A 20,690-nucleotide genomic window follows, 5' to 3' on the forward strand; every position below is an offset into this window, starting at 1 on the left:
AAATACCCAGCACTCAACGGGTCAGCGGGGGCAGAGGTAGGCCGCAGCCTGCGGGCGGACGCCGTCGGGCCGGGTCCAGCTTGCCGGGCCCGTGGCCACGCGCGTCCAGCCGAGCCGTTCGTACAGGCGGATCGCGGGGCCGCCGTCGTCCACGACGTCGAGCACGAGGCGGCGACCGCGCCGGGCCGGCATGTCCTCGACGCGCTCCAGGAGGGTGGCGGCCACCCGCCTGCCGCGTGCTGCGGGCGTGACGAACAGGCGGCTCACGCCCGCGAGCCCGGTTACGGGGACGCCTGCGGCCTCCGCGAGCTCCGCGGCGAACTCGACCTTGCCGCCGTCGATGAGCATGACGTGGCCGACGATCTCGCCGTCGGCCAGGGCCACCCAGCCGTCGATCGTGCCGGGAGGTGTGAGCCAGGTGGTCGGGTCCTCCGGCCAGACCATCGGGTAGCCGTCGTGCTCATGGACCAGCCGCAGCGCCTCTGCCACCCGGTCGAGGTGGGCGGCGTGGCGCGGGGCGATCATGAGGTCGGGCACGGGGCTCAAGGTATCTGACACCGGACGCGTCGTCGTCGGCTGTTCTGGCGTGGATGCGTCCTTCCGGGAACGGGTGATGTGGCTGGCCCCGGTCCGTGCGGGCTCGACCGGCAAGGCCCCGCTATTTTCGTTGTTCAGGAAGTGGGCCGCGCCTACCTTTGTGCCAGGAAATGCCGTTCATGTCTGGCATGCAGGGGGGACGCGTGATGAGGCCGTCTGATTGGTCGCCGGTGGGGTTGGACTCGGATCCGACTCCTGGGGATCCGGTGTTGGTGCTCTCCGGTGGGCAGGAGTATCTGGAGGTCGCGTCCTCGATCGACAACGCCGCTTCAGCGATGTCGCGGTTGGATGTGGACGGGACGGTCTCGCAGGCCGTGGATGCGTTGATGGAGCGCAAGGAAGACACCATCGGCGAGATCCGCAAGGCCCACGGCCGGTACCTCGCCGCCGGAGAGGCACTGGTCGGGTACGCCTCCTCCCTGGAACGCGTCCAGTCCGAGACGCTCACCGCGTTGGACCAGGCCCGGGATGCGCAGGACCAGGTGCAGGCCGCGTCGGGGTCGAAGGACCGGTGGCAGGACCTGGCCGACAGCGCGAAGGACGAGACGGAGAAGGCGGAGTACGAGCAGAAAGCCCGCCAGGCCGACGGCGAGGCCGACCAAGCCGCCGGGATCATCAGCTCGGCGAAGTCGACCATCGACTCCGCGGTCTCGGACCGCAACCGCGCCGCCGAGCATGCGATCGACCGCATCGAAGAGATCACCTCCTCCGACGACCTGAATGACGGGTGGTGGGACAACTGGGGGTCCAAGCTCGTCGCCGCGATCGCGGACATCGCCGACATGATCTCCACCATCGCCGGGATCCTCGCGATCATCGTCGCGTTCATCCCGGTTGTCGGCACCGCCCTGGCCGGAGTCCTCATAGTGATCGCGGCGGTCGCCGCCATAGTCAGTGCGGTCGCGAACATCACCCTGGCCGCGACGGGTGAGCGGTCGTGGGCGGAGGCGGGTCTCGCGATCGCCGGTGCAGCGCTCTCCCTGATCGGTCTGGGTGCCGCGGCGAAGGCCGCGACCGGGATCGCGAAGGGCATCAGCAAGACCGCGGTCAAGCAGGGCCTGCAGTCCGGCAAGAACTGCAGGCTCGGGTTCAGCACCTGCTTCGTGGCCGGCACCCTGGTCAGCACCGCGGACGGCACCAAGCCGATCGAGGACATCACCGTCGGCGACAAGGTCTGGACCCGCAACCTCGCAACGGGGCTGGACGAGCTGCAGCTGGTCGCCGAGACGTTCGTGCACCAGACCGTCGCTCTGTATCACCTGACCATCAACGGCGAGCGGGTCTCCACCACGGCGGAGCACCCGTTCATGGTCCAGGACAAGGGCTGGCAGATGGCCGGCAACCTCCGCCCCGGCGACGTCCTGATCACCCCGGACGGCACCACCGTCCTGGAAGCTGTCGAGGCCGAGGAACGCGACCTGGCGGACATCGTCACGGTCTACAACTTCCACGTCGAGAACAACCTCAACTACTACGTCCACGCCGGCAACACACCCGTCCTCGTCCACAACGCACACAGTGGGGGCCTGCCGTCCGGGCCTCAGATGAACAAGCTGGTCGGTGACGCGTACCGCGATCACGTGGCCGATTTCCTCCGGCAGCGGGGCCTGAAAGCTATTACCGACGCAGATGATGTAGCGCTCAATACCTACAAGACCCCGCTGGGCGATAGGATCTTCGATATCTCCACGTGGGACAGTGCAGGCAATTTTCTTGGCGTGGTCGAGACCAAGTCGGGTATGGCTGGATTGGACCCGAGGCAGGTCATGAAGGACGACTGGCTCCGGGACAACAACGGGCTAAGCATTACGTACGTGCTGGATCAGCTAGACAACATGTGAGGAACGATGGCATACCGGATCGTTACACTGACTGCTTCCGCCAACGCTGCCGAGTGCGTTGACGAAGATCGAGTTCGTCGGCTGACAGAGGAGTTCGGAGTCCAAGACGTCAGGACTCTTGTTTCCGGAGCGTCTCTCGATTTTCGCGTGCCCTTCGGTAATGGGTCGGAATGCTACGTGGAAGTGGACATCAGCCCAGAACTGATTAACTGGTATGCGGCGAAATTCGAGACGGAATCGGGGGGTAAGTTCGATCCGATGCCGAACGTCTACGCGTCCTGGACGGTTTCGCGAGAGATGAACCTTGAGTTGATGCACGACGTCGCTGACGCCGTACTACCCGGTCAAGTGGTGACCGCCTGGGACGACATCGGCGGATTCAACGTGCGGTGGCGTTAGCGCCGCACGGGCCGATGAGGCTCTGAGGTCGGACCGTCCGCGGCGCGGTCTGTATCAGCGGCCATCGAAATGGCCCTGCTCGACAGCCTGGCGGATCGCCGTCCGATAGCCCTCCGGCATGTCCAGCGAGACGGCGTCGTCCGGCGTGACGAGCACCAGTTCCTTGTGCTCATGGCTGTAGACGGGTGCGAAGTCGCCGTCGTACGTGGCGAGGAACGTCAGGACGAACACGTGGCGGTCCGGGAACACCCGGTACACCCAGGTGTGGAACGGCTCGCCGACGGCGGCGTCCCAGCCGAGCTCCTCCCGGATCTCGCGGGCGAGGCACTCCGCGGGTTCCTCGTCAGGGTCGAGCTTGCCGCCCGGGAGCTCCCACTCGTCGCGCTCGTTGCGCAGGAGCGGCAGGCGGCCGTTCCAGCGGATGACCGCCTTGAGCGAGACCGGCAGCTGGTACTCGAAGTAGCCGGCGTTGCGCTCGATCAGGTATGGCTCGTCGGGGGAGCGGGTACTGAGCATCGGCACGGTTCGACGATAGCGGCGGTCCGGCTGCGCAGTGGAGCACTCTGGGTGCGAATCTTCCCGGGCGGTCTGTTCGTGGCGTTCGCCGTCTCTCGGGGGAGTTCGCACCGGACGGCGGTGAGGTTTCATGAACACATGTTCGCGGTCTCGGTGCTGGCAGCGCGGCTTGGTCAGCCGAGCTGCCAGCACCGGTCGGACGCGTGTCCCGGGTCAGAAGGTGAAGCAGTCCAGGAACCTGTACGACTTCGCCGAAGACTCGAACGACGGCGCGAAGTCCCACTCGTACGTGTAGTACTTCACGTCGCCCTTGGCGGCCCGGAAGATCGGGGCGAAGTCCATCTCGCCCTCGCCGAGCCCGACCTGGGTGAGCCCCTCCGGGGCGCCGATGTTCACGGCGTCCTTCACGTGCAGCAGCTCCATGCGGTCGCTGTGCTCCTCGACGAGGCCCGCGACGTCCATCCCGGCGTCGGCGGCCCAGCCGAGGTCCAGCTCGAACGTGACGTACCGCGGGTCGGTGTTCTCCACCATGACCTCCCAGGCGGTGACGGTCTCGCCCGTCTCGGGGTGCGTGAACGTCTTCTCGAAGACGTCGGAGTGGTTGTGCAGCAGCACCTTCTTCACGCCGTGGTGGTGGGCGTACTCGCCGAGCTGGTCGAGGTAGGCCGCCGTCTCGAGCGTGTCCTCGTACGTGGCGGTGCTTCCCGGTATCCCGCCGGCGCCGATGTACCGCTGGCCGAGCTCCGCCGCGTACGCGACCGTCTCCGGCCAGGTGTCCCAGTCCGTGCTGCCGTGGCTCGACGCCGCGTGCAGCCCGTGCTCGTCGAGCAGCGCCTCGAGGTCCTCGACCGGCATGTCGTAGGGCTGGTTGTACAGCTCGACGTTGCGGAACCCGGCCTTGGCCACCTCACCGAACACCCGGTCCAGCTGCTCGGTGGTGGGCTGCTCGAACCCGAGCTCGCTGACGTGCGTGAAGAGCTGGATGGAGATCTGCGAGTCGGGGATGCCGCGGCCGGAGCCGCAGCCCGCCGTTCCCTGGTCCGGTGATGCCGCCGTCGCGGCCGGAGCGGCCGCGAGGGTTCCGAGGGCCATGGCCGCGGCGAGCGCGGTGGCGTGCAGCTGTCGACGGTGTCGTGAGCGGGGGAGTGAGTTCCGCATCGTGCTCCTGACGTCGTTGTCGGTAGTCACCGCGGCAGGACTTTTGACGCGCGGCGCACAAAAGAGTCTTGTCGGGTGATATATGTCTGTCAAGGCCAGTCCAGAATCCTGGAGCCGATGGCGCTCCGGTACGCCCGGTCAGCGCTGACGAGCACTCGAAGCGCGCCGAGCTCTTGAAATGACCTCGATCCAAGCTGGTTCGCCGTGTCAGGGTCGTCCCATGCTGATCGCTATCGAGCAACGCCTTCTCGACGCGGCGCTCACTACCGCTTCCCGCCTTCCGGCCGACGGCACGTACGTGAACACCGTCGCGTCCGCCGTGATGGACATCCACGGCGACATCTACACCGGCGTGAACGTCGGTCACTTCACGGGCGGCCCGTGCGCGGAGCTCGTCGCACTCGGGGTAGCGGCGGCCGCAGGGGCCGACCCGATCTCGCTGATCGTCGCGGTAGGCGACGATGACCGCGGCGTCATGCCGCCGTGCGGCCGGTGCCGGCAGGTGCTGCTGGACCAGCAGCCGGACTGCCGCGTCATCGTTCCCGACGGCGACGACGTGAGCTCGGTCCCGGCCCGGAAACTGCTTCCGTATCCGTCCCCGCACCCGGACGCGAACCCGCCGCGCCTGCTGCGGTTCAGCCCACAGCACTGGGACAGCGTGGTCGACGGCGTCAAGACCGCCACCACCCGCTTCGACGACCCGGCTGCTCCCGGACCGGCCACGCTCCTGTTCGAGCTCGACGACGGGTACCGGTCGCTGCCGGGAGCGGTCGAGTCTGTCGAGAGTGTCCGGTTCGCCGACATCACCGATGCCCAGGCGGCCCTGGAGGACTGCACCGCCGACGAGCTGCGTGCGGCACTTCGGACCTACTACTACCCCGGGATCGTCGACGACGACATGGTTGATTTCGTGCGGTTCCGCGTCGTGGCAGAGGGCTGATCAGCGAGGCTGTTCGCGTAGGCTGAGACCCGGCCGGAGGATGTTTCAGGACAAGGGAGTCATGAGATGCGGCGGTACCTGATCTCGTTCGAGGACGGCGCGATGGCCTTCCCGGAGGAGGACCTGCCCGAAGTCTCCCGGGCCTCGCACGAGGTGGTCCAGGAGGCCAAGGACGCCGGGGTGTGGATCTTCGGCGCCGGGCTGAACGTCCACGAGGTGAGCGTCGTGGCCACGGACGGCGTGGTGACCGACGGAGTGCCCCCGCAGAGCACCGCGCGGCTCGGCGGCTTCTCGATCATCGAGGTGCCCTCTCTCGACGAGGCCAAGGCCTGGGCCGCCCGGATCGCCGTCGCGTGCCGGTGTGCTCAGGAGGTCCGGGAGATCATGTTCGACCCGGAGTCCTGACCGGCACCGACGTGCTGGGACGGATCGGGCGTCGGCCTCAGGTCGTCGGCTGGAGCATCGTGAAGCTGCGTTCGAGCAGCTCGGAGAGCGTGGTGTCATCGTCGACGTTCGCCCAGGTGGTGAACGTGACGTCGAGGCACGCGAACGCCGCCTGGACGATGATCTCGGCGCGTAGTGCGGTGTCGTCGTCGGGCAGCCGGGCTGCGACGAGGGGGAGGAGCATGCGTCCCCACAGCTGATGCTTCTCGAGGTTGCGGGCGCGCAGGGACGCGGTGCTGACGAGTATCCGCATGGCCACCTTGCCGCGCTGGACGCGCCCGTCCTGCTCCAGGAAGCCGATGAAGGCCTCGAAGGAGGCCCGGAGGGAATCCCACACAGGTTCGTCGTCAGGACGGGCGGCGAAGGCGTCGCGCACGAACTCGCCCCAGCGCTCGGGCTCGCCGACGACGACGTCCTCCTTGGCGGGGAAGTAGCGGTGGAACGTGCGCCCCGACATGCCTGCGGCGGCGGCGATCTGGTCGACGGTGACCTGGTCGAACCCGTGCTCCGCGAACAGGTCGAGCGCGACCTCGGTGATGCGTGCGCGCACGGCATCACGGCTGATCTCGCGCAGGCTCGGCCCGCTGCTCGTGGTGCTGGGCATGGCCTCAGACTACCGTCGATGCTTTGCGTGTCAGAGACTGACAGATATGGCGTACGCTGACACGTAACGCCTCACAGCTAAGGAGTCTCACCATGGAGATGCGCACACTGGGTCAGCAGGGTCTGACCGTCTCGGCACTGGGTTACGGCGCGATGGGCACGGCCGCGTTCTACGGGCCCACCGACGACACCGAGTCGATCGCCGCGATCCGCCGCGCGCACGACGAGGGCGTGACGTTCTTCGACACCGCCGAGCTGTACGGCTGGGGTGTGGGGGAGAAGCTGCTCGGGCACGCGCTCGCGCCGATCCGCGACGAGGTGGTGATCGCCACGAAGTTCGGCTTCACCGAGACCTTCGGCTCCGATTCCCGACCCGGGCACATCCGCGAGGTGGTCGACAACAGCCTGCGGAACCTGGACGTCGACACCATCGACGTGCTGTACCAGCACGTCCCGGACCCGAACGTCCCGATCGAGGACGTCGTCGGCGTGATGAAGGAGTACGTGGACGCGGGCAAGGTCAAGTACCTCGGCCTCTCCAACGCGGACGAGGACACGGTCCGGCGCGCCCACGCGGTGCACCCGATCTCGATGGTCCAGGAGGAGTACTCGATCTTCGCCCGCGAGAGCGAGGTGCTGCTGCCGGTGCTCGAGGAGCTCGGCATCGGACTCGTCGCGTACTCCCCGCTGGCACGCGGGTTCCTGAGCGGCGCGGTCAAGCCGCGCGATCAGTACGACGCCGACGACGTGCGCCAGATGATCGGCTGGTGGGCGCCCGAGAACTTCGACGCCAACGTCGAGATCGCGAGCCGGCTCCGCGAGCTCGCCGCGGGCAAGGGCGTCACGCTGTCGCAGCTGGCGCTGGCCTGGCTGCTGGCGCAGAAGGACTACGTCGTGCCGATCCCGGGGTCGCGCAACCCGCAGCGCGTGGCGCAGAACGTCGCGGCGGCCGCCATCACCCTGACCGACGACGACCTGGCGCGGATCGAGGAGATCGCGCCGGGCGGGGCGGTGGGGGAGCGGGGAGTCTGAGCCCTCGGACTGCTCGCTGGGTGAGGGCGTGATCGTTGCGGCTGTGAATTCGTGCGGCAGCGACGATCACGCCCTCCCGTTCTCATGCTGCCGGGTTCCGTGCGACCAGGATCCAGAATTCCGACTCTTCGGTGCTGACGGCGATGCTGACCGAGCGGTCCAGGCTGGACGCGATGAAGTCCGGCTCGTCGGACTCCATCCCCAGGTCGCGGATGGAGAACTGCTTGTTGTTGGCGCGGACGTGGAACCAGGGCAGGCCGAACGTTCCTTCGCCACTGACCGTCAAGAGAAACTCCCCGCGGTCCGAGACCACGCCCAGCGATGCGGCCATCGTGCTCCAGGTCTGTTCCAGCGCGACAAGCGAGGTCTCCTCCAGGGCGTCGGAGATCCGCACCACGGGTTCGGCATGTACGGAGGAGAAGGCCTTCCATGCTGATTGGACGTCGTCCGGTGTGCCGGACTGTCCCAACCGGGTGAGCCCCGACCGGTCAATGTTCTCGATGGTGCTGGACATCGGTCAGTTTCCCCCTGGGTAGTCGTAGTGGTGCTTTCCGCCCACCTGACCGTAGCGCTCGGCTTCGGTGGGGTGGGCCGTGCGCTGACGCCCCCTGGCCAGGAAGGCCAGGGGGCGTCAGCACTGCAAACCGCTAGGACCGGGGAGCGACCGTTACTCGGTGACCTCGAAGGTCAACGACTCGGTGAGCTCCCGGCCGTGCACGTCCGTGGCGGTCACCTCGGCGGTGTGCTCACCGACGGCGAGGTCGGCGGGCAGCTCCAGGCGCCACAGGTGCGAGGTCCGCTCCACGAGCCCGCCGCCGTGGGGCAGCGTCTCGAGGTTGGCCGCCGGGTCGGACCACTCGGCGCCGATCCGCACGCCCTCGCCCTGCAGCTGCTGGGTGCGCCCGGCCTCGACGGACCCGCCGCCGTCGATCCGGACCTGCACCGTCGACCCGGTGGAACCCATCCAGAAGTTGGTGGTGAGCCAGGTACCGGCAAGCTCGTCCCTGGACACGGAGAGCGGCTCGGCCAGCTCCGGCGCGGACCCGACCTTGCTCCTGTTCGCGGCGAACCAGTCGCGGTACCGGGGAGTGTTGAGCCCGAGCGCCAGCTGCTGGGAGCCGTCGTCGCCGCGGACGGTGTACCGCTCGGTGATCCTCGTGTTCTTGATGTCCAGCGTCAGCACCCCGGGAGGTGTCCCGTCCCGCTGGACGGCGGTGGGGTAGCCGGCATCGAGCTGCCGGCCCGCGTACCAGTGACCCGAGACCGCCCCGACGGTCAGATGGGTGAACGGGAGCCCGTCCTCGCCCACCAGGTCCTTCCACCCCGCCATCAGGTCACCCTCGCGCAGGTTCTCCGACATGTGGGTGTGCCCACCCAGGGAGATGACCTCACGGCCCTCGAGGATGTCGTAGATCTCCCGCAGCTGCTTGGTGCGGTGCGAGTCGCTGTACCAGAACTCCAGCAGCGGGCTGTGCCCGGCCAGCACGATGGCGCGGTCCTCGGGCACGGCTGCGATGTCGTTGCGCAGCCACTCCAGCTGACGCTCGCCGAGGCCGTAGGTGTACTGGCTCGTGGTGCCGGGGTACTCGATGGTGCTCAGCGCCACGACGTGGGCCTTGCCGGCGTCGAAGGAGAAGTACTCCGGGCCGAGCTGGGCGCGGAACGTGTCGAAGTTGTGGTCCCGTGCGGGGGAGTCGAAGTCGAGGTCATGGTTGCCGGGGAGGAACCGGGCCGGACCGTTGAGGGTCCGCGTCAGGTCCCTCGTCTCGTCGAACATCGACAGGTCGTCGCCCACCACGTCGCCGAGGAACAGGACGCCGCAGCCGGTGTAGTCGCTCCGCTCGGCCAGGTCCGCGAAGGCGCCCGCCCTGGCGTACTCGGCCTCCTTCGCGTTGTAGGTCTGCACGTCGGCGCCGATCGCGCAGTGCTGCTCGGGCGAGCGCGTCTCCGTGCTCGCGGTGAGCGGAAAGTTCAGCTCGTCCGGCACCGGGCCGGTGGGCTCCAGGCCGCCGTAGCGCAGCTCGGGGGAGCCGGTGGGCAGGTGGTGGTAGTGGAACTGGGCGACGTTGTCGTCGTCGACCGGCACCTGGTAGCCGCGGGGCTGCGTGACGAAGACCGTCATGTTGTCCTCGACCGGCAGCTCGTAACGGCCCTTGCTGTCGGTGGTGGTCACCACGCGGCCGTTGGACACCGAGACGCCGGCCAGCCCGCGCTCGTTCCGGTCCTGCGCCGAGTTACGGTTCCGGTCCACGAAGACGGTGCCCGTGACGGTCTCGCGGTCCACGCCGGATCCCTCGACGACGTCGACGCCGCCGCGGTAGGCCGTCTCGTTCCAGTCGGCGGCGGCCGACGTCGCTCCGTGAGCCGTGCCGTCTGCGGGTGCGGCGCTGCTGGCCATCGGTGCCAACAGAGCGCCGGAGAGAGTGACGACGAGTGCGCCGACGCCCCACCGCGCCGAACGTGGGGTACGGGTGCGTGATCCAGACACCGGATTCAAAAGGATCTCCTCGATGTAGCGTCGCCGACCTGTATGGCCGACAGGTCGCAACTCTGGCGATCACGCGTGAACCGGACCCGGCTTTCTGTTGATCGCTGGGTGAATTTGGCCGGTCCCGGTGGCGGCGGTTCGCGCTACCTGTCCGGCTGTCAGGCGAGTAGCGTCTCGATGAACGGCCCTGGGTGGAGCAACTGCCACAGGTAGAACATCGCGGCTCCCACAGCGCAGCCGGCGAGCCAGAACCAGTCGGACGGCGTCGTGCCTTGGCGGGTGTGGTCCTGGCAACGTTCCATCGGGCCCTTCCGACCGCGGATGCACCGGGTGCCGTTCCTGTTCTTCGCACCGCACGGAGAGGTTGCGGCGAAGCCCGCGACGACCGGAGTCACGACCAGAAGCAGGAACAGTGCGAGCGGGGACACGGTCAGGATCTTGACCACGTGGGACGGCGGCCGCCAATCACCCACGGGATTCCCTGCGAAGCTCGGGTCGACGGCCGACTCCTCACCGGTTCATCGAGCCTGGGGAACGCCCAGTGCTTGCCACGGCTCCGTCTGGGCTGCCAGCTCGGCGAGCCTGAGATGATCTTCCGTGTCGGCATCGATGAGAAACGGCGGCACGATCTCCGCCGTTCGCGTGGAGCCGATCTTGCTGCGAGCGGCCCGGATCACGTTCCCCTCTTCGCCTGGAACCGCGCCGAGGCCGTTTGCGCTGCGGGTTGGAGCGCCAGACTGCCCGCTCGGTCGACGGCGTCCTGCCACGTGACTTCTGCCGGGGCTCGGCAGCGAGTCGGGCAACAACTCGGTCAGATCGGCAAGGAGCGCTTGGTCGCCGGCAACGACATATCCGCCCCGCTGTCTCTCTGGTCACTCGATCACATACGGTTGGGCGTCCGACAGCATCACGGTCCCGCTGGATCGTGAACCAGTTCTGCCGCACCGCCGACCTTGTATGTGCCGCTATCGAAAATCTCAATCACGACAGTACATCCGGAATATCCAGATGCCTCAAGGCTCGGGAGATCTGCGGTTACCTCGGTGGTGTGAGCCGTTGCTACGAGGTCGTGAATATCTGCCGCTTCTCTCATGAGCTGCACCAGCTCTTCCCAGGTGAGTCGGAAGCCGTGAAGGGAGTCATCAACCTGATCCTCAAGGTCAGGGACAGATAGGCCCCGCAGTCCGTTACCTATGATCTCGAGGTCTCGGAGGTACCAGAAAAGTCTGCTGGCCCGATCCTGATCGATCACCTTGAACAGCTGCTCGACGTAGTTTCCCTGCAGGTCCAGATCGTTCCATTCCAAGGACATCATTCCTCCAAGGGCTCCGCCGGGCCGCGCTTTTTGTCTCCGCCGGTCGGGTTATCGGTATAGCGGTGCTGGTGAGGGTTGGTGTGTTGCGCCGCTCGACCGTGATCGGTCCAATGGATATCACGGATCACCTCGCCATCGTTGCCGAACTCACGCGCGGCGGGGTAGGTGCCCTTCCTGCCTTGTCCGAGCTGAGTATGCGGAAACTCCGAATCAGGGATGTTCCTACCGTGACTATCTCGTGGCAACGACCGCTTCGGGAACCACGAGCCGTCGCCGTGGTTGGCGTTGTGGACGAGGACGCATGTGTCGCCCGCATAGACGTAGTAGTTGTGATGGGTCTCGACGTGGAAGTTGTAGACCGTCTCCGCGTCCTCAGCCCGCTGCTCGGTCTCGATCGCCTCGACCCGGACCGTGGCGCCCTCGGGGGTGACCAGCAGGTCGCCAACCTTGAGGAAAGCGGCGTCCAACCAGCCCCGGCCGTGGACCATGAACGGGTGCTCCGCCGTGGTCGAGACCACGACACCTGCGATGGTGAGGTGGAAGAGCTCGGTCGTGGTGCGGACGAATGTCTGCTGCACGACTTGCAGCTCGTCCAGGCCGGTCTCGAGGTTACGCGCCCAGACCTTGTCCCCGACCCGGATCTCCTCGATCGGCCGCGGTCCGTCCGGGGTATGGATCAGGGTGCCGGCCACGAAGCACTTGCCGAACCCGAACTTGCACGACTTGCCCGACCGCAGAGCACCCTTGCTGATGCCCTTGGCCAGCCCGGTCGCGGCCTTCGCCGCAGCACCCAGACCAATGAGGGAGAGCGCGGCACCAGCGATCGCGAGACCTGCTTCGGCCCAGGAGCGTTCACCGGTCGCGGCGAGCGTGATGTTCGCGACCGCACTCACTATGGCCGCCACCGCGGCGATCACTATGAGGACTCCGGCCAACGCGGTGCCGACAACCGGGATGAAAGCGACGATGATCGCGAGGATGCCCGCGATGGTGGAGATCATGTCGGCGATGTCCGCGATCGCGGCGACGAGCTTGGAACCCCAGTTGTCCCACCACCCATCATTCAGATCATCGGAAGAAGTGATCTCCTCGATGCGGTCGATCGCATGCTCCGCGGCGCGGTTCCGGTCGGAGACGGCGGAGTCGATGGTCGACTTCGCCGAGCTGATGATCCCGGCGGCCTGGTCTGCCTCACCATCAGCCTGGCGGGCTTTCTGCTCGTACTCCGCCTTCTCCGTCTCATCCTTCGCGCTGTCGGCCAGGTCCTGCCACCGGTCCTTCGACCCTGATGCGGCCTGGACCTGGTCCTGCGCGTCCCGGGCCTGGTCCAACGCGGTGAGCGTCTCGGACTGCACCCGCTCCAGGGAGGAGGCGTACCCGACCAGTGCCTCTCCGGCGGCGAGGTAGCGGCCGTGGGCCTTGCGGATCTCGCCGATGGTGTCTTCCTTGCGCTCCATCAACGCATCCACCGCCTGCGAGACCGTCCCGTCCACATCCAACCGCGACATCGCTGAAGCGGCGTTGTCGATCGAGGACGCGACCTCCAGATACTCCTGCCCACCGGAGAGCACCAACACCGGATCCCCAGGAGTCGGATCCGAGTCCAACCCCACCGGCGACCAATCAGACGGCCTCATGCGTACCCCACCCCTGAGCAGCAACGACAACGACGCTGCGAGAGCACTCACCCGGTACGAATGCGACCACAAAAGTTCTTCGGCAGGACCGAAATACTGTGCAACAGACTCCACCAAGAAAGGGTCGTGACGGCGATGCGTACCCCCGCTATCGTGCCGGGATGACAGGTGCATCGCGCCCGATCCTGTTCCTCGACGTCGACGGAACGCTCCTGCCGTTCGGCGGTTCCGGCATGCCGGCGGTCCCGGGCTCGCCGGAGGTGTGGACGGCGTCGACGAACCCCTATCTGGGCTGGGTCGACAGGACGCTCGGCCCGCTGCTGGCGGGGCTGGACTGCCACCTGGTGTGGGCGACGGCATGGATGGACGACGCCAACGAGGTGATCGGGCCGCTGCTCGGTCTGCCGCGACTGCCGGTGGCCGACCTGCCTGTCTACGCCGGCGACATCGGCAATGACCACCTGCAGTGGAAGACGAAAACCCTCGTGCGCATCGCGGACGGGCGGCCGTTCGTGTGGATCGACGACGTGATCGGGCAGGCGGACCGGGCGTGGGTCGAGGCCGAGCACCCGGGGGCGGCGCTGCTGCACAAGGTGGACTCGGCGGTCGGGGTCACCGCCGCGGACCTGGCCGTGATCGCTGCGTGGGTACGGGACGTGGGGCGCTGAAGAGAGCCCACGCAGGCCGCTCACGTGGCACGATGCCGCGTATGGCCCGCATCGTGCACATCTTCACGTTCCGTGCTTTTCCGAGTGTTCCCGACGGTGTGCCGCTGACCGAGGCCTATGACTTCGGGCGGTTCACTCCGCACCTGGTGAACCGCCCCGGCGACACCTTGCGGGTCACGAACCTCGGCCGGCACGCCGACGTGCGGGTCACCACCGACCAGTCCACCTTGGCGCCGCTCGACGTCACGGCACGCCTGTGGTCGGACGAGGCGTCCCTCGCACAGCTGCACCTGTCGTACGAGTTCAACGACTCGTCCCCGCACGAGGTTGCGAACCATCTGGCGGTCTTCTGCCACGAACGTACGTCGCTGGCATTCGACGGCGTGCCGCTGGTCGACTGGCTCGTCGGCAAGGCCGGCCTGGACCGGGTACCCCGGCTGGATCAGGACGTGCTGCAGTTCGTCGAGCTCGACGACGCCACGGGTCTGGTCACCGACAAGGGAGATCCCAGCAACGACGCCGTCGCCATGATCTACCGCACCGCCGAACGGCTGCCTGACGCCGGCGTCCCGGCCCACATGCCGGCGGCGCTCAACTCCCTCGTGGGTGCGTTCGCCGCTCACGGTCGCGGTGTCGTCGTCCTCGGCGGGCAGAGTGCGGCGACGGCGGCGACAGTGCGGCTCACTGCTTGCGAGCTGCTGTTCGCCGTCGGGCGGGCACGGCATGCGCGAGCCAAGATCGAGAACCTGCTCCAGGGATCACGCACCCGAGACGAGGCCGCCGGAATCTGGGACGACGCGGAACGGCTGAGCGAGGTCGCCCGGGAGGTCCGGAGGCAGCGCACCGTCATGGCGCTCGACGTACAGGGTTATGCCGACGGGCTGTTCATGCCTGAGCTGGTGATCGACAGCTTCCGCACCAGTTTCGCCGAGGCGCTCCGGCTCAGGGAGCTCACCGACTCGACGGTCGGTCTCATGGACGCGCTCAGCGACGTGATCGGTTCCAGCCTCGCTGATATCCAGCTGCGTGCGGCCAAGCTCGCCGACACCCGGGAGCGCAGGTGGCAGCTCGGGGTCGGTATGGCGTCAGGGATCGCGATCCCGGTAGCGCTGCTGTTGTCGTACTTCGGCGTGTCCAGCGAGGCCACGATTCCCGCTGAGCGGTCGATCTACGACCTCACCGTCTACGGTCTGGTGTGGGCGCTGGCGGTCGCCTCCGCGGTGGCTATCGCCGCGATGACGCTCAGGCAGTACTTCCGCACGAGAAACGGGGACAGCACGACATGGCGATGATCAGTGCGCATCGGTGCGGGGCCGGGAGCGACCTGGAGCTGGAGAACACCAAGGCCGCGCTCGACAGGGCGCTCACCCTCGACGTCGACTACGTCGAGTTCGACGTTCAGCGGCTCGGCGATGGCACCTTCGTGCTGTTCCACGACGACTTCGTGGAGCTCGACGGCCGGTCCATCCCGATGGCCGAGCTCACGTTCGAGCAGTTCTCTGGCATGGCGGACCACTTCATGCGGTACGACGACGTGCTCGCCGCGCTCAAGGGCGTGAAGCACGCGCACATCGACCTCAAGTTCGTCTCGCCCGCGTCCGCCTACGCCGACCCCGAGAGCACGTACGAGGTGGCCGCGACCAAGCAGGCACTGGAGATTCTCGGGGAGGGCGAGTTCATCATCACGACCCTCGAGGACCAGTCGGTGCGAGCGGTGCGCGACTGGGCCGACGGCGTCGGGCTCGACCTGCTCGTCGGGCTGTCCCTCGGGCGGGACACGGCGGAGATGTCGGTGGTGGAGGCCGTGCGGACGCGGTTCTCGGAGTTCTTCCCCGGCGCGCGCATCGGAGGCTCGCGCGCGAACCTCGTCGTCTGCCACCAGAGGATCGCCCGGTATACGGTGGCGCGCTTTGCCCGACGGCGAAAGCTGCCGCTGCTGGTGTGGACCGTGGACGAGCCGGACGCGCTCGCGTACTGGCTGGCGCCGGGTGCTGCATGGCTGGTGACGACGAATTATCCGGAGCGGGCGATCGGGCTGGTCAGAACTAGGTAGTTTGCGACGCGCTTGGTCACGGCTCTCTGACGAACCCATAGTCGTCATGGCCGTGGCTGAAGTTGAGGAAGAACCAGTTCGAGCTGTCGGGAACGATCAGCTGAAGTCTTCCCACGATCTCGATCTCGTACTCAGCGCACAGCGGTGCCAGGCGTTCGCCCACGAGCGACCGCAGGGTGGCCAGTGCCGCGGTGAACCCGAAGTGGTTCACTCCATGGCGCTGCGCGTCACCGCTCTGCATCGCATCCACGAAGGCTGTGAACACCGCCCGGAGATCCTTCAACGCCAGCTCCAGGCCGTCGCTGATTCCACGTGTGTTCATCGCATCAGTCAGGATGTGACGGACCTGGACCGCCGACGCTATGCAGCGGTCGGGTGACTCGGCGCCGTACTGCGCGAAGAGTATGCGTCGATCCTCGAGCGCGTTCAGCACTCGGCGCACTACTTCGTGGTCGCCATCATGCTGCTCCCATTGCACCCCGACTACGGGCGTCGAGAATCCAGTCAAGCGCCAGGGCAGCCGCCATCGTGCCATGCGGTCATGTTAACGATGATCTGTCTCTCGCCCGCAGCACCACCACGCCCGGACCTTCCACCGTCACGGTCGTCGCACCTGGCCCGCCCTCCATCTCCGCCGGGCCGCCCCCGAGCACCACGCCGGAGTCGAGCACCAGCCGTGGTGCCTCATCCTCGTGCGAGACGGCCACGGATACCGGCCCCTCGTCCAGCGCCAACACGACGTCGATGCGGCCACCGCCGTCGACGGCGCCGCGTGTCAGCACTACAGCCCCGTCCTCGACCCGCACCGTCGTGGACCGCCGGTCCCCGGACGCGATCGCCGGCTCGGTGCGCCGGAGCCGGATCAGTGCCCGGTACAGGTCGAGCATCCGGCGTCCGCCGTCGGAGCGGGCCTCCGCCCAGTCCAGCCGAGAGCTCTCGAAGGTCGAGCGTGCCTGGGGGTCAGGTACCTCGACGTCGGCCCCGTACAGCTCGGCCCAGCCATGGCCGCCGAACTCCGCCGCCCGGCCGCGCGAGACCGCCTCGGCGAGCTCCGGCTCCTCGTGGTCCGAGAAGTACAGGAACGGCGTGGTCGCGCCCCACTCCTCGCCCATGAACAGCAGGGGAGTGAATGGCCCGAGCAGCACGACCGCGGCGCTGACCGCGAGCCCGCCGGGCGACAGCACGCGGGACGGCCGGTCGCCGAGCGCCCGGTTGCCCACCTGGTCGTGGTTCTGGGAGCAGACGACGAAGCGGCGTCCGTCCAGGTCGGGCGGCACCGGGGCGCCCCAGCGCTTGTCGCGGAAGGTGGACCAGCCGCCGTCGTGCACGAAGACCTCGGTGAGGGCCTTGGCGAGCGTCTCGGGCGCGCCGAAGTCGACGTAGTAGCCGTGCCGTTCTCCGGTGAGGAGGGCGTGCAGGGCATGGTGGACGTCGTCGGCCCACTGGGCGGTCATGCCGTATCCGGCACGGCCTTGGAAGTCCTCATCGGTGGGCGTGACGGTGCGGGAGTCGTTGGCGTCGGACTCGGCCACCAGCGAGAGCGGCCGCCCGACCTCTGCGGCGAGCGCCGCGACGGCGTCGGACAGCTCGGCGAGCAGGTGCCGGGGTGAGTCGTCGGCGAGCGCGTGGACGGCGTCGAGGCGCAGGGCGTCGATGTGGAAGTCGCGGAACCAGCGCAGCGCCTTCTCGATGACGAAGGCGCGTACCTCGGCCGCGCCGTCGCCGTCGAGGTTGACGGCCGCGCCCCAGGGCGTGTGGTGCCGGTCGGTGAAGTAGGGGCCGAACTCGGCGAGGTAGTTTCCCGACGGGCCGAGGTGGTTGTCGACGACGTCCAGGCAGAGCGCGAGCCCGTGCGTGTGCGCGGCGTCGACGAAGCGCTGCAGTGCGGCCGGGCCGCCGTACGGCTCGTGGACCGCCCAGAGGGCGACGCCGTCGTAACCCCAGCCGTGGTGCCCGCCGAACCCGGCCGGCGGCATGAGCTCGACGACGTCGACGCCGAGGTCGACGAGGTGGTCGAGGCGTCCGACGGCGGCGTCGAGCGTGCCCTCGGGCGTGAACGTGCCGACGTGGAGCTCGTAGGTGACGGCGCCGAGCATGTCGCGGCCGGGCCAGGCGGCGTCGGTCCACGGGTGCGCTCCGGCGTCGAACGTGCGCGACGGGCCGTGCACGCCGGCGGGCTGCCAGGGGCTGCGCGGGTCGGGGCGCGGCGGGCCGCCGTCGAGCGAGAACGCGTAGTCGGTGCTGGGCGGGAGGGGGCGTTCGGCGCGCCACCAGCCGCCGGCGTCGGCGGTCATGGGTGTGGTCAGGGGCTCTGTGGAGCCGGTCGCCGGGAGCACGAGGTCGACGCGGGACGCATGCGGCGCCCAGACGCGCAGGGGAGCGGTCATGCGGTCGCCCCGTCCGTCGGTCCGGTGGGTGTTGCGGTTTCAGCGGGACTGGCAGGCTCCGCCACGAGCAGGGCGACGGGCCAGGCGCCCAGCACGTCGCTGAGGCGGGCGGCGCCGGCGTGGGCGGGCGAGCCCGTGAGTACCGACCGCCACGCCTCGTCCGGGAGCGGTTCGGGTAGGACGACGGATGCGTCCGCCAGACCCGGCGCGTCACCGAGCCGTGTCGCGACGACGGCGACGCGCGGCCCTGCGGCGTCGCGCCGGACAAAGCCCACGGCGCGGCCCGTGGTCACGGGCAACGGCTCGTAGCCCGCGTCCTCGCCGACGAACGCACCGGGGTGCTCTCGCCGGACGCGCAGCGCCGCGGCGGTCACCGCCAGCTTCTCCTCGGCGAGACCGGACGGTGTCCGGCCGGCGTCGAGCGCGGCGAGTGTGGAGGCGAGCGCCTCCAGGTCGACGGGTCGCCGGTTGTCGGGGTCGACCAGCGAGGTCCCCGTGACCTCGGTGTCCTGGTAGACGTCGGCGACGCCGGGCACGGTGAGCTGGAGCAGCTTGGTCGCGAGCACCGAGCGCCGCACGGTGAGGGCTGCCTGCTCGACCCAGCCGCTGAACCCGGCGACGACCTCGGGGTGCTCGAGCAGGTCGGTCGCGTAGCGCACCAGGCCCTCCTCACGGGTCTTGTCGGGTGCGGTCCAGGTGGTCCACGCCTTCTGCTCGCGCGACGCCTTGACCAGGTAGGCGGCAAGCCGCTCGGGCTCGATCGGTCCGGCCTCGGTCCAGGTGCCGGCGAGCGTCTGCCACAGCAGGTTCTCGGTGCGGCCGTCGAGATCGGCGGGGCGCAGGCCGGCCGTGGCCTCGCGCAGGTGCCGCACGAGCGCTGACCACTCGTCGGGGTGCGCGGCGATGGCACCGATGCGCGAACGCACGTCCTCGCCGCGCTTGGTGTCGTGCGTCGAGCCCGCGGTCATGGTCGCGGGCCACGACTCGGCGGTGCGTCGCGCGTGCTCGTGGAGCTCGTCGGGCCCGACGCCGAAGCGGTCGGGCGACCCGCCCACCTCGCACAGGCTCACCAGGTGGGTCCAGCGGTAGTACGCGGTGTCCTCGACGCCCTTGGCCATGACGGCGCCGCACACCTGCTGGAACCGGACGACGAACTCGGCTCGCCGCTCCTCGCCCTGGCGGCCCGCGGAGCCGGCCTCCCGTCCGAGCACCAGGTCGACGACGAGGTCCAGGGTGTCGTGCCGGTCAGGGTCGAGGCGGGAGCGAGCGACGTCGGCCGCCTCGTGCACGACGCGTTCGGCCTCGGGCGGCGCAGCCTCCCCGGGCACGACGTAGGCGCGGTACCGGCCGAACGCGACGACGAGCTCGACGACGCAGTCCTGCAGGGAGCGGAAGGTGTGGTCGCGCAGCCGCACGTCGCCGCGGCAGATGTCGGCAAGCATCGTGGTCAGGAGGTGGATCTCCGCGTGCAGCGAGGTCTCGACGATCTGGCGTTTGGCCTGCTCGATCACCTCGTCGAGGGTGGTCTGCTCGCCCGTCACCTCGTGCAGGAGGCCGGCGAGCGGGGCCGCGCCGTCGTCGTCGACCTGCAGGGCGTGCAGCCGCCAGGCCGTGTCGTAGCCGGTGGTCCCCGCGACGGGCCAGTCGTCGGGCAGTGCCTCGTCCACCTCGAGGATCTTCTCGGCCGCCACCCACGCCCCGCCGGTCGCCTCATGGAGCCGGCGCAGGTAGCCGCGGGGGTCGGCCAGCCCGTCGGGGTGGTCGATGCGGAAGGCGTCGATCACTCCGGCATGGAAGAGGTCGAGCAGCAGCGCGTGCGTGGCGTCGAAGACCTCCGCGTCCTCCACGCGGATGCCCGCGAGCGTGCCGACGTCGAAGAAGCGGCGGTAGTTGAGCTCCTCGTCGGCCACACGCCAGTAGGCGAGCCGGTAGTGCTGGCGGCCGACCAGCTCGGCGAGCGGCAGGTCCTCCGTCTCGGGCCGGACGGGGAAGAGGTGGTCGTAGTAGCGCAGGACGGGCTGTTCGGTGCCGGCGTCCGCGCCGCCGTCGCCGGGTACGACGGCGTGGTCCAGGACGAGCTCGCCCGCGGCGAGCACCGTGCCGATCCGCGCGCCCAGCACCGGCATGAGCAGGCCCTCGCCCTCGGTGAGCTCGACGTCGAACCAGTTCGCGTACGGGGTCTCGGGCCCGTGCTTCAGCACGGACCACAGGGCGCGGTTGTGCCAGGCCGGGGTCGGGACGGCCATGTGGTTCGGGACGACGTCGACGACGACGCCCATCCCGCGCGCGTGCGCCGCGGCGGCGAGCCGTTCGAGCCCCTCTCGGCCGCCGATCGTGTCGCTGATGCGGGTGTGGTCGACGACGTCGTACCCGTGCGTGGAACCGGGCGCGGCCTGCAGGACGGGCGAGAGGTAGAGGTCGGTGATCCCCAGGGTGTCGAGATAGGGGAGGACCTTCTCGGCGTCCGCGCACGTCAGGTCGGGGCCGAGCTGGAGGCGGTAGGTGCTGATCGGGGTGCGGCGGGCTGGTCCGGGAAGATGGGAATGCATGTGCCTCCGTCGCTCGGTGGTGGCTCGGGTGCGCCGTGGATCACGCTACCGGCGGAGCCACGA

Annotated in this window: 21 protein-coding genes; 8 read left to right on the forward strand and 13 right to left on the reverse strand. The window is 68.6% G+C overall.

The genetic code is table 11. From position 1 onward, the window contains the following. Positions 1-21: 21 nt before the first annotated feature. Positions 22-537, reverse strand: a complete 516-nt coding sequence (locus LUU90_RS14245; protein ID WP_275004096.1) for a GNAT family N-acetyltransferase — start codon at positions 535-537, stop codon at positions 22-24. A 206-nt stretch (positions 538-743) separates the two neighbouring features. Between LUU90_RS14245 and LUU90_RS14250 the strand changes: the two genes are divergently transcribed. Together LUU90_RS14250 and LUU90_RS14255 are read left to right on the forward strand one after the other, a co-directional pair. Continuing rightward, the gene (locus LUU90_RS14250) at positions 744-2,438 is read left to right on the forward strand and encodes a polymorphic toxin-type HINT domain-containing protein (protein WP_342470293.1); all 1,695 of its coding nucleotides are present in this window, start codon (positions 744-746) and stop codon (positions 2,436-2,438) included. A gap of 177 nt (positions 2,439-2,615) precedes the next feature. Continuing rightward, complete coding sequence (locus LUU90_RS14255) at positions 2,616-2,837, forward strand: hypothetical protein (RefSeq protein ID WP_275004098.1); 222 nt, start codon at positions 2,616-2,618, stop codon at positions 2,835-2,837. A gap of 54 nt (positions 2,838-2,891) precedes the next feature. Here the strand turns inward: LUU90_RS14255 and LUU90_RS14260 are convergent, their stop codons facing one another. Then, positions 2,892-3,353, reverse strand: a complete 462-nt coding sequence (locus LUU90_RS14260) for an NUDIX hydrolase (protein ID WP_275004445.1) — start codon at positions 3,351-3,353, stop codon at positions 2,892-2,894. A gap of 213 nt (positions 3,354-3,566) precedes the next feature. Further along, on the reverse strand, positions 3,567-4,511 hold the full coding sequence (locus LUU90_RS14265) for a sugar phosphate isomerase/epimerase family protein (protein WP_275004099.1): 945 nt from the start codon (positions 4,509-4,511) through the stop codon (positions 3,567-3,569). Positions 4,512-4,731: 220 nt separating this feature from the next. Between LUU90_RS14265 and LUU90_RS14270 the strand changes: the two genes are divergently transcribed. Continuing rightward, positions 4,732-5,451 (forward strand): ASCH domain-containing protein, encoded by a 720-nt coding sequence (locus tag LUU90_RS14270; RefSeq protein ID WP_275004100.1) that lies wholly within the window; start codon positions 4,732-4,734, stop codon positions 5,449-5,451. A gap of 66 nt (positions 5,452-5,517) precedes the next feature. After that, on the forward strand, positions 5,518-5,856 hold the full coding sequence (locus LUU90_RS14275; RefSeq protein WP_275004101.1) for a YciI family protein: 339 nt from the start codon (positions 5,518-5,520) through the stop codon (positions 5,854-5,856). A 37-nt stretch (positions 5,857-5,893) separates the two neighbouring features. Here the strand turns inward: LUU90_RS14275 and LUU90_RS14280 are convergent, their stop codons facing one another. Then, the gene (locus LUU90_RS14280; protein WP_275004102.1) at positions 5,894-6,499 is read right to left on the reverse strand and encodes a TetR family transcriptional regulator; all 606 of its coding nucleotides are present in this window, start codon (positions 6,497-6,499) and stop codon (positions 5,894-5,896) included. 92 nt (positions 6,500-6,591) lie between these two features. Here LUU90_RS14280 and LUU90_RS14285 point away from each other — a divergent pair, with 92 nt between their 5' ends. Further along, positions 6,592-7,530, forward strand: coding sequence for an aldo/keto reductase (locus LUU90_RS14285; RefSeq protein WP_275004103.1), 939 nt, complete (start codon positions 6,592-6,594; stop codon positions 7,528-7,530). Positions 7,531-7,612: 82 nt separating this feature from the next. On the opposite strand, the gene LUU90_RS14290 is transcribed toward LUU90_RS14285, so the two are convergent. The 6 genes from LUU90_RS14290 to LUU90_RS14315 form a co-directional block, all read right to left on the reverse strand. Further along, positions 7,613-8,044 (reverse strand): hypothetical protein, encoded by a 432-nt coding sequence (locus tag LUU90_RS14290; RefSeq protein ID WP_275004104.1) that lies wholly within the window; start codon positions 8,042-8,044, stop codon positions 7,613-7,615. Between the two features lie 153 nt (positions 8,045-8,197). Further along, on the reverse strand, positions 8,198-9,928 hold the full coding sequence (locus tag LUU90_RS14295) for a calcineurin-like phosphoesterase family protein (RefSeq protein ID WP_275004105.1): 1,731 nt from the start codon (positions 9,926-9,928) through the stop codon (positions 8,198-8,200). Between the two features lie 248 nt (positions 9,929-10,176). Beyond that, the gene (locus tag LUU90_RS14300; protein WP_275004106.1) at positions 10,177-10,464 is read right to left on the reverse strand and encodes a hypothetical protein; all 288 of its coding nucleotides are present in this window, start codon (positions 10,462-10,464) and stop codon (positions 10,177-10,179) included. Between the two features lie 72 nt (positions 10,465-10,536). Continuing rightward, positions 10,537-10,695 carry a hypothetical protein gene (locus LUU90_RS14305; RefSeq protein ID WP_275004107.1) on the reverse strand — a complete coding sequence of 53 codons (159 nt, stop codon included), beginning with the start codon at positions 10,693-10,695 and terminating at the stop codon, positions 10,537-10,539. A gap of 230 nt (positions 10,696-10,925) precedes the next feature. Continuing rightward, complete coding sequence (locus tag LUU90_RS14310; protein ID WP_275004108.1) at positions 10,926-11,324, reverse strand: hypothetical protein; 399 nt, start codon at positions 11,322-11,324, stop codon at positions 10,926-10,928. 5 nt (positions 11,325-11,329) lie between these two features. Continuing rightward, positions 11,330-12,904 carry a polymorphic toxin-type HINT domain-containing protein gene (locus LUU90_RS14315; protein ID WP_275004446.1) on the reverse strand — a complete coding sequence of 525 codons (1,575 nt, stop codon included), beginning with the start codon at positions 12,902-12,904 and terminating at the stop codon, positions 11,330-11,332. 227 nt (positions 12,905-13,131) lie between these two features. Here LUU90_RS14315 and LUU90_RS14320 point away from each other — a divergent pair, with 227 nt between their 5' ends. Genes LUU90_RS14320 through LUU90_RS14330 form a run of 3 tightly spaced genes read left to right on the forward strand, consistent with a single transcriptional unit; the run spans position 13,132 to position 15,691 of the window. Continuing rightward, positions 13,132-13,638: an HAD domain-containing protein gene (locus LUU90_RS14320; protein ID WP_275004109.1), complete on the forward strand. Its 507-nt coding sequence runs from the start codon at positions 13,132-13,134 to the stop codon at positions 13,636-13,638. Positions 13,639-13,679: 41 nt separating this feature from the next. After that, positions 13,680-14,930 carry a hypothetical protein gene (locus LUU90_RS14325; RefSeq protein ID WP_275004110.1) on the forward strand — a complete coding sequence of 417 codons (1,251 nt, stop codon included), beginning with the start codon at positions 13,680-13,682 and terminating at the stop codon, positions 14,928-14,930. Beyond that, complete coding sequence (locus LUU90_RS14330) at positions 14,927-15,691, forward strand: glycerophosphodiester phosphodiesterase (RefSeq protein ID WP_275004111.1); 765 nt, start codon at positions 14,927-14,929, stop codon at positions 15,689-15,691. The genes LUU90_RS14325 and LUU90_RS14330 overlap by 4 nt, the downstream gene beginning before the upstream one ends. A 16-nt stretch (positions 15,692-15,707) precedes the next feature. On the opposite strand, the gene LUU90_RS14335 is transcribed toward LUU90_RS14330, so the two are convergent. From LUU90_RS14335 to treY, 3 genes are read right to left on the reverse strand one after another with little or no spacing between them, the layout of a single operon-like run. Next, positions 15,708-16,226, reverse strand: a complete 519-nt coding sequence (locus tag LUU90_RS14335) for a DUF6650 family protein (RefSeq protein ID WP_275004112.1) — start codon at positions 16,224-16,226, stop codon at positions 15,708-15,710. A gap of 4 nt (positions 16,227-16,230) precedes the next feature. Beyond that, positions 16,231-18,078, reverse strand: coding sequence for a malto-oligosyltrehalose trehalohydrolase (gene treZ, locus LUU90_RS14340; RefSeq protein ID WP_275004113.1), 1,848 nt, complete (start codon positions 18,076-18,078; stop codon positions 16,231-16,233). Then, positions 18,075-20,627 carry a malto-oligosyltrehalose synthase gene (gene treY, locus LUU90_RS14345; protein WP_275004114.1) on the reverse strand — a complete coding sequence of 851 codons (2,553 nt, stop codon included), beginning with the start codon at positions 20,625-20,627 and terminating at the stop codon, positions 18,075-18,077. Before treY ends, treZ begins: the two co-directional genes overlap by 4 nt. Positions 20,628-20,690 lie beyond the last annotated feature (63 nt).

Origin of the sequence: Promicromonospora iranensis, assembly GCF_028994775.1 — a bacterium.
Taxonomy (GTDB): Bacteria; Actinomycetota; Actinomycetes; order Actinomycetales; family Cellulomonadaceae; genus Promicromonospora; species Promicromonospora iranensis_A.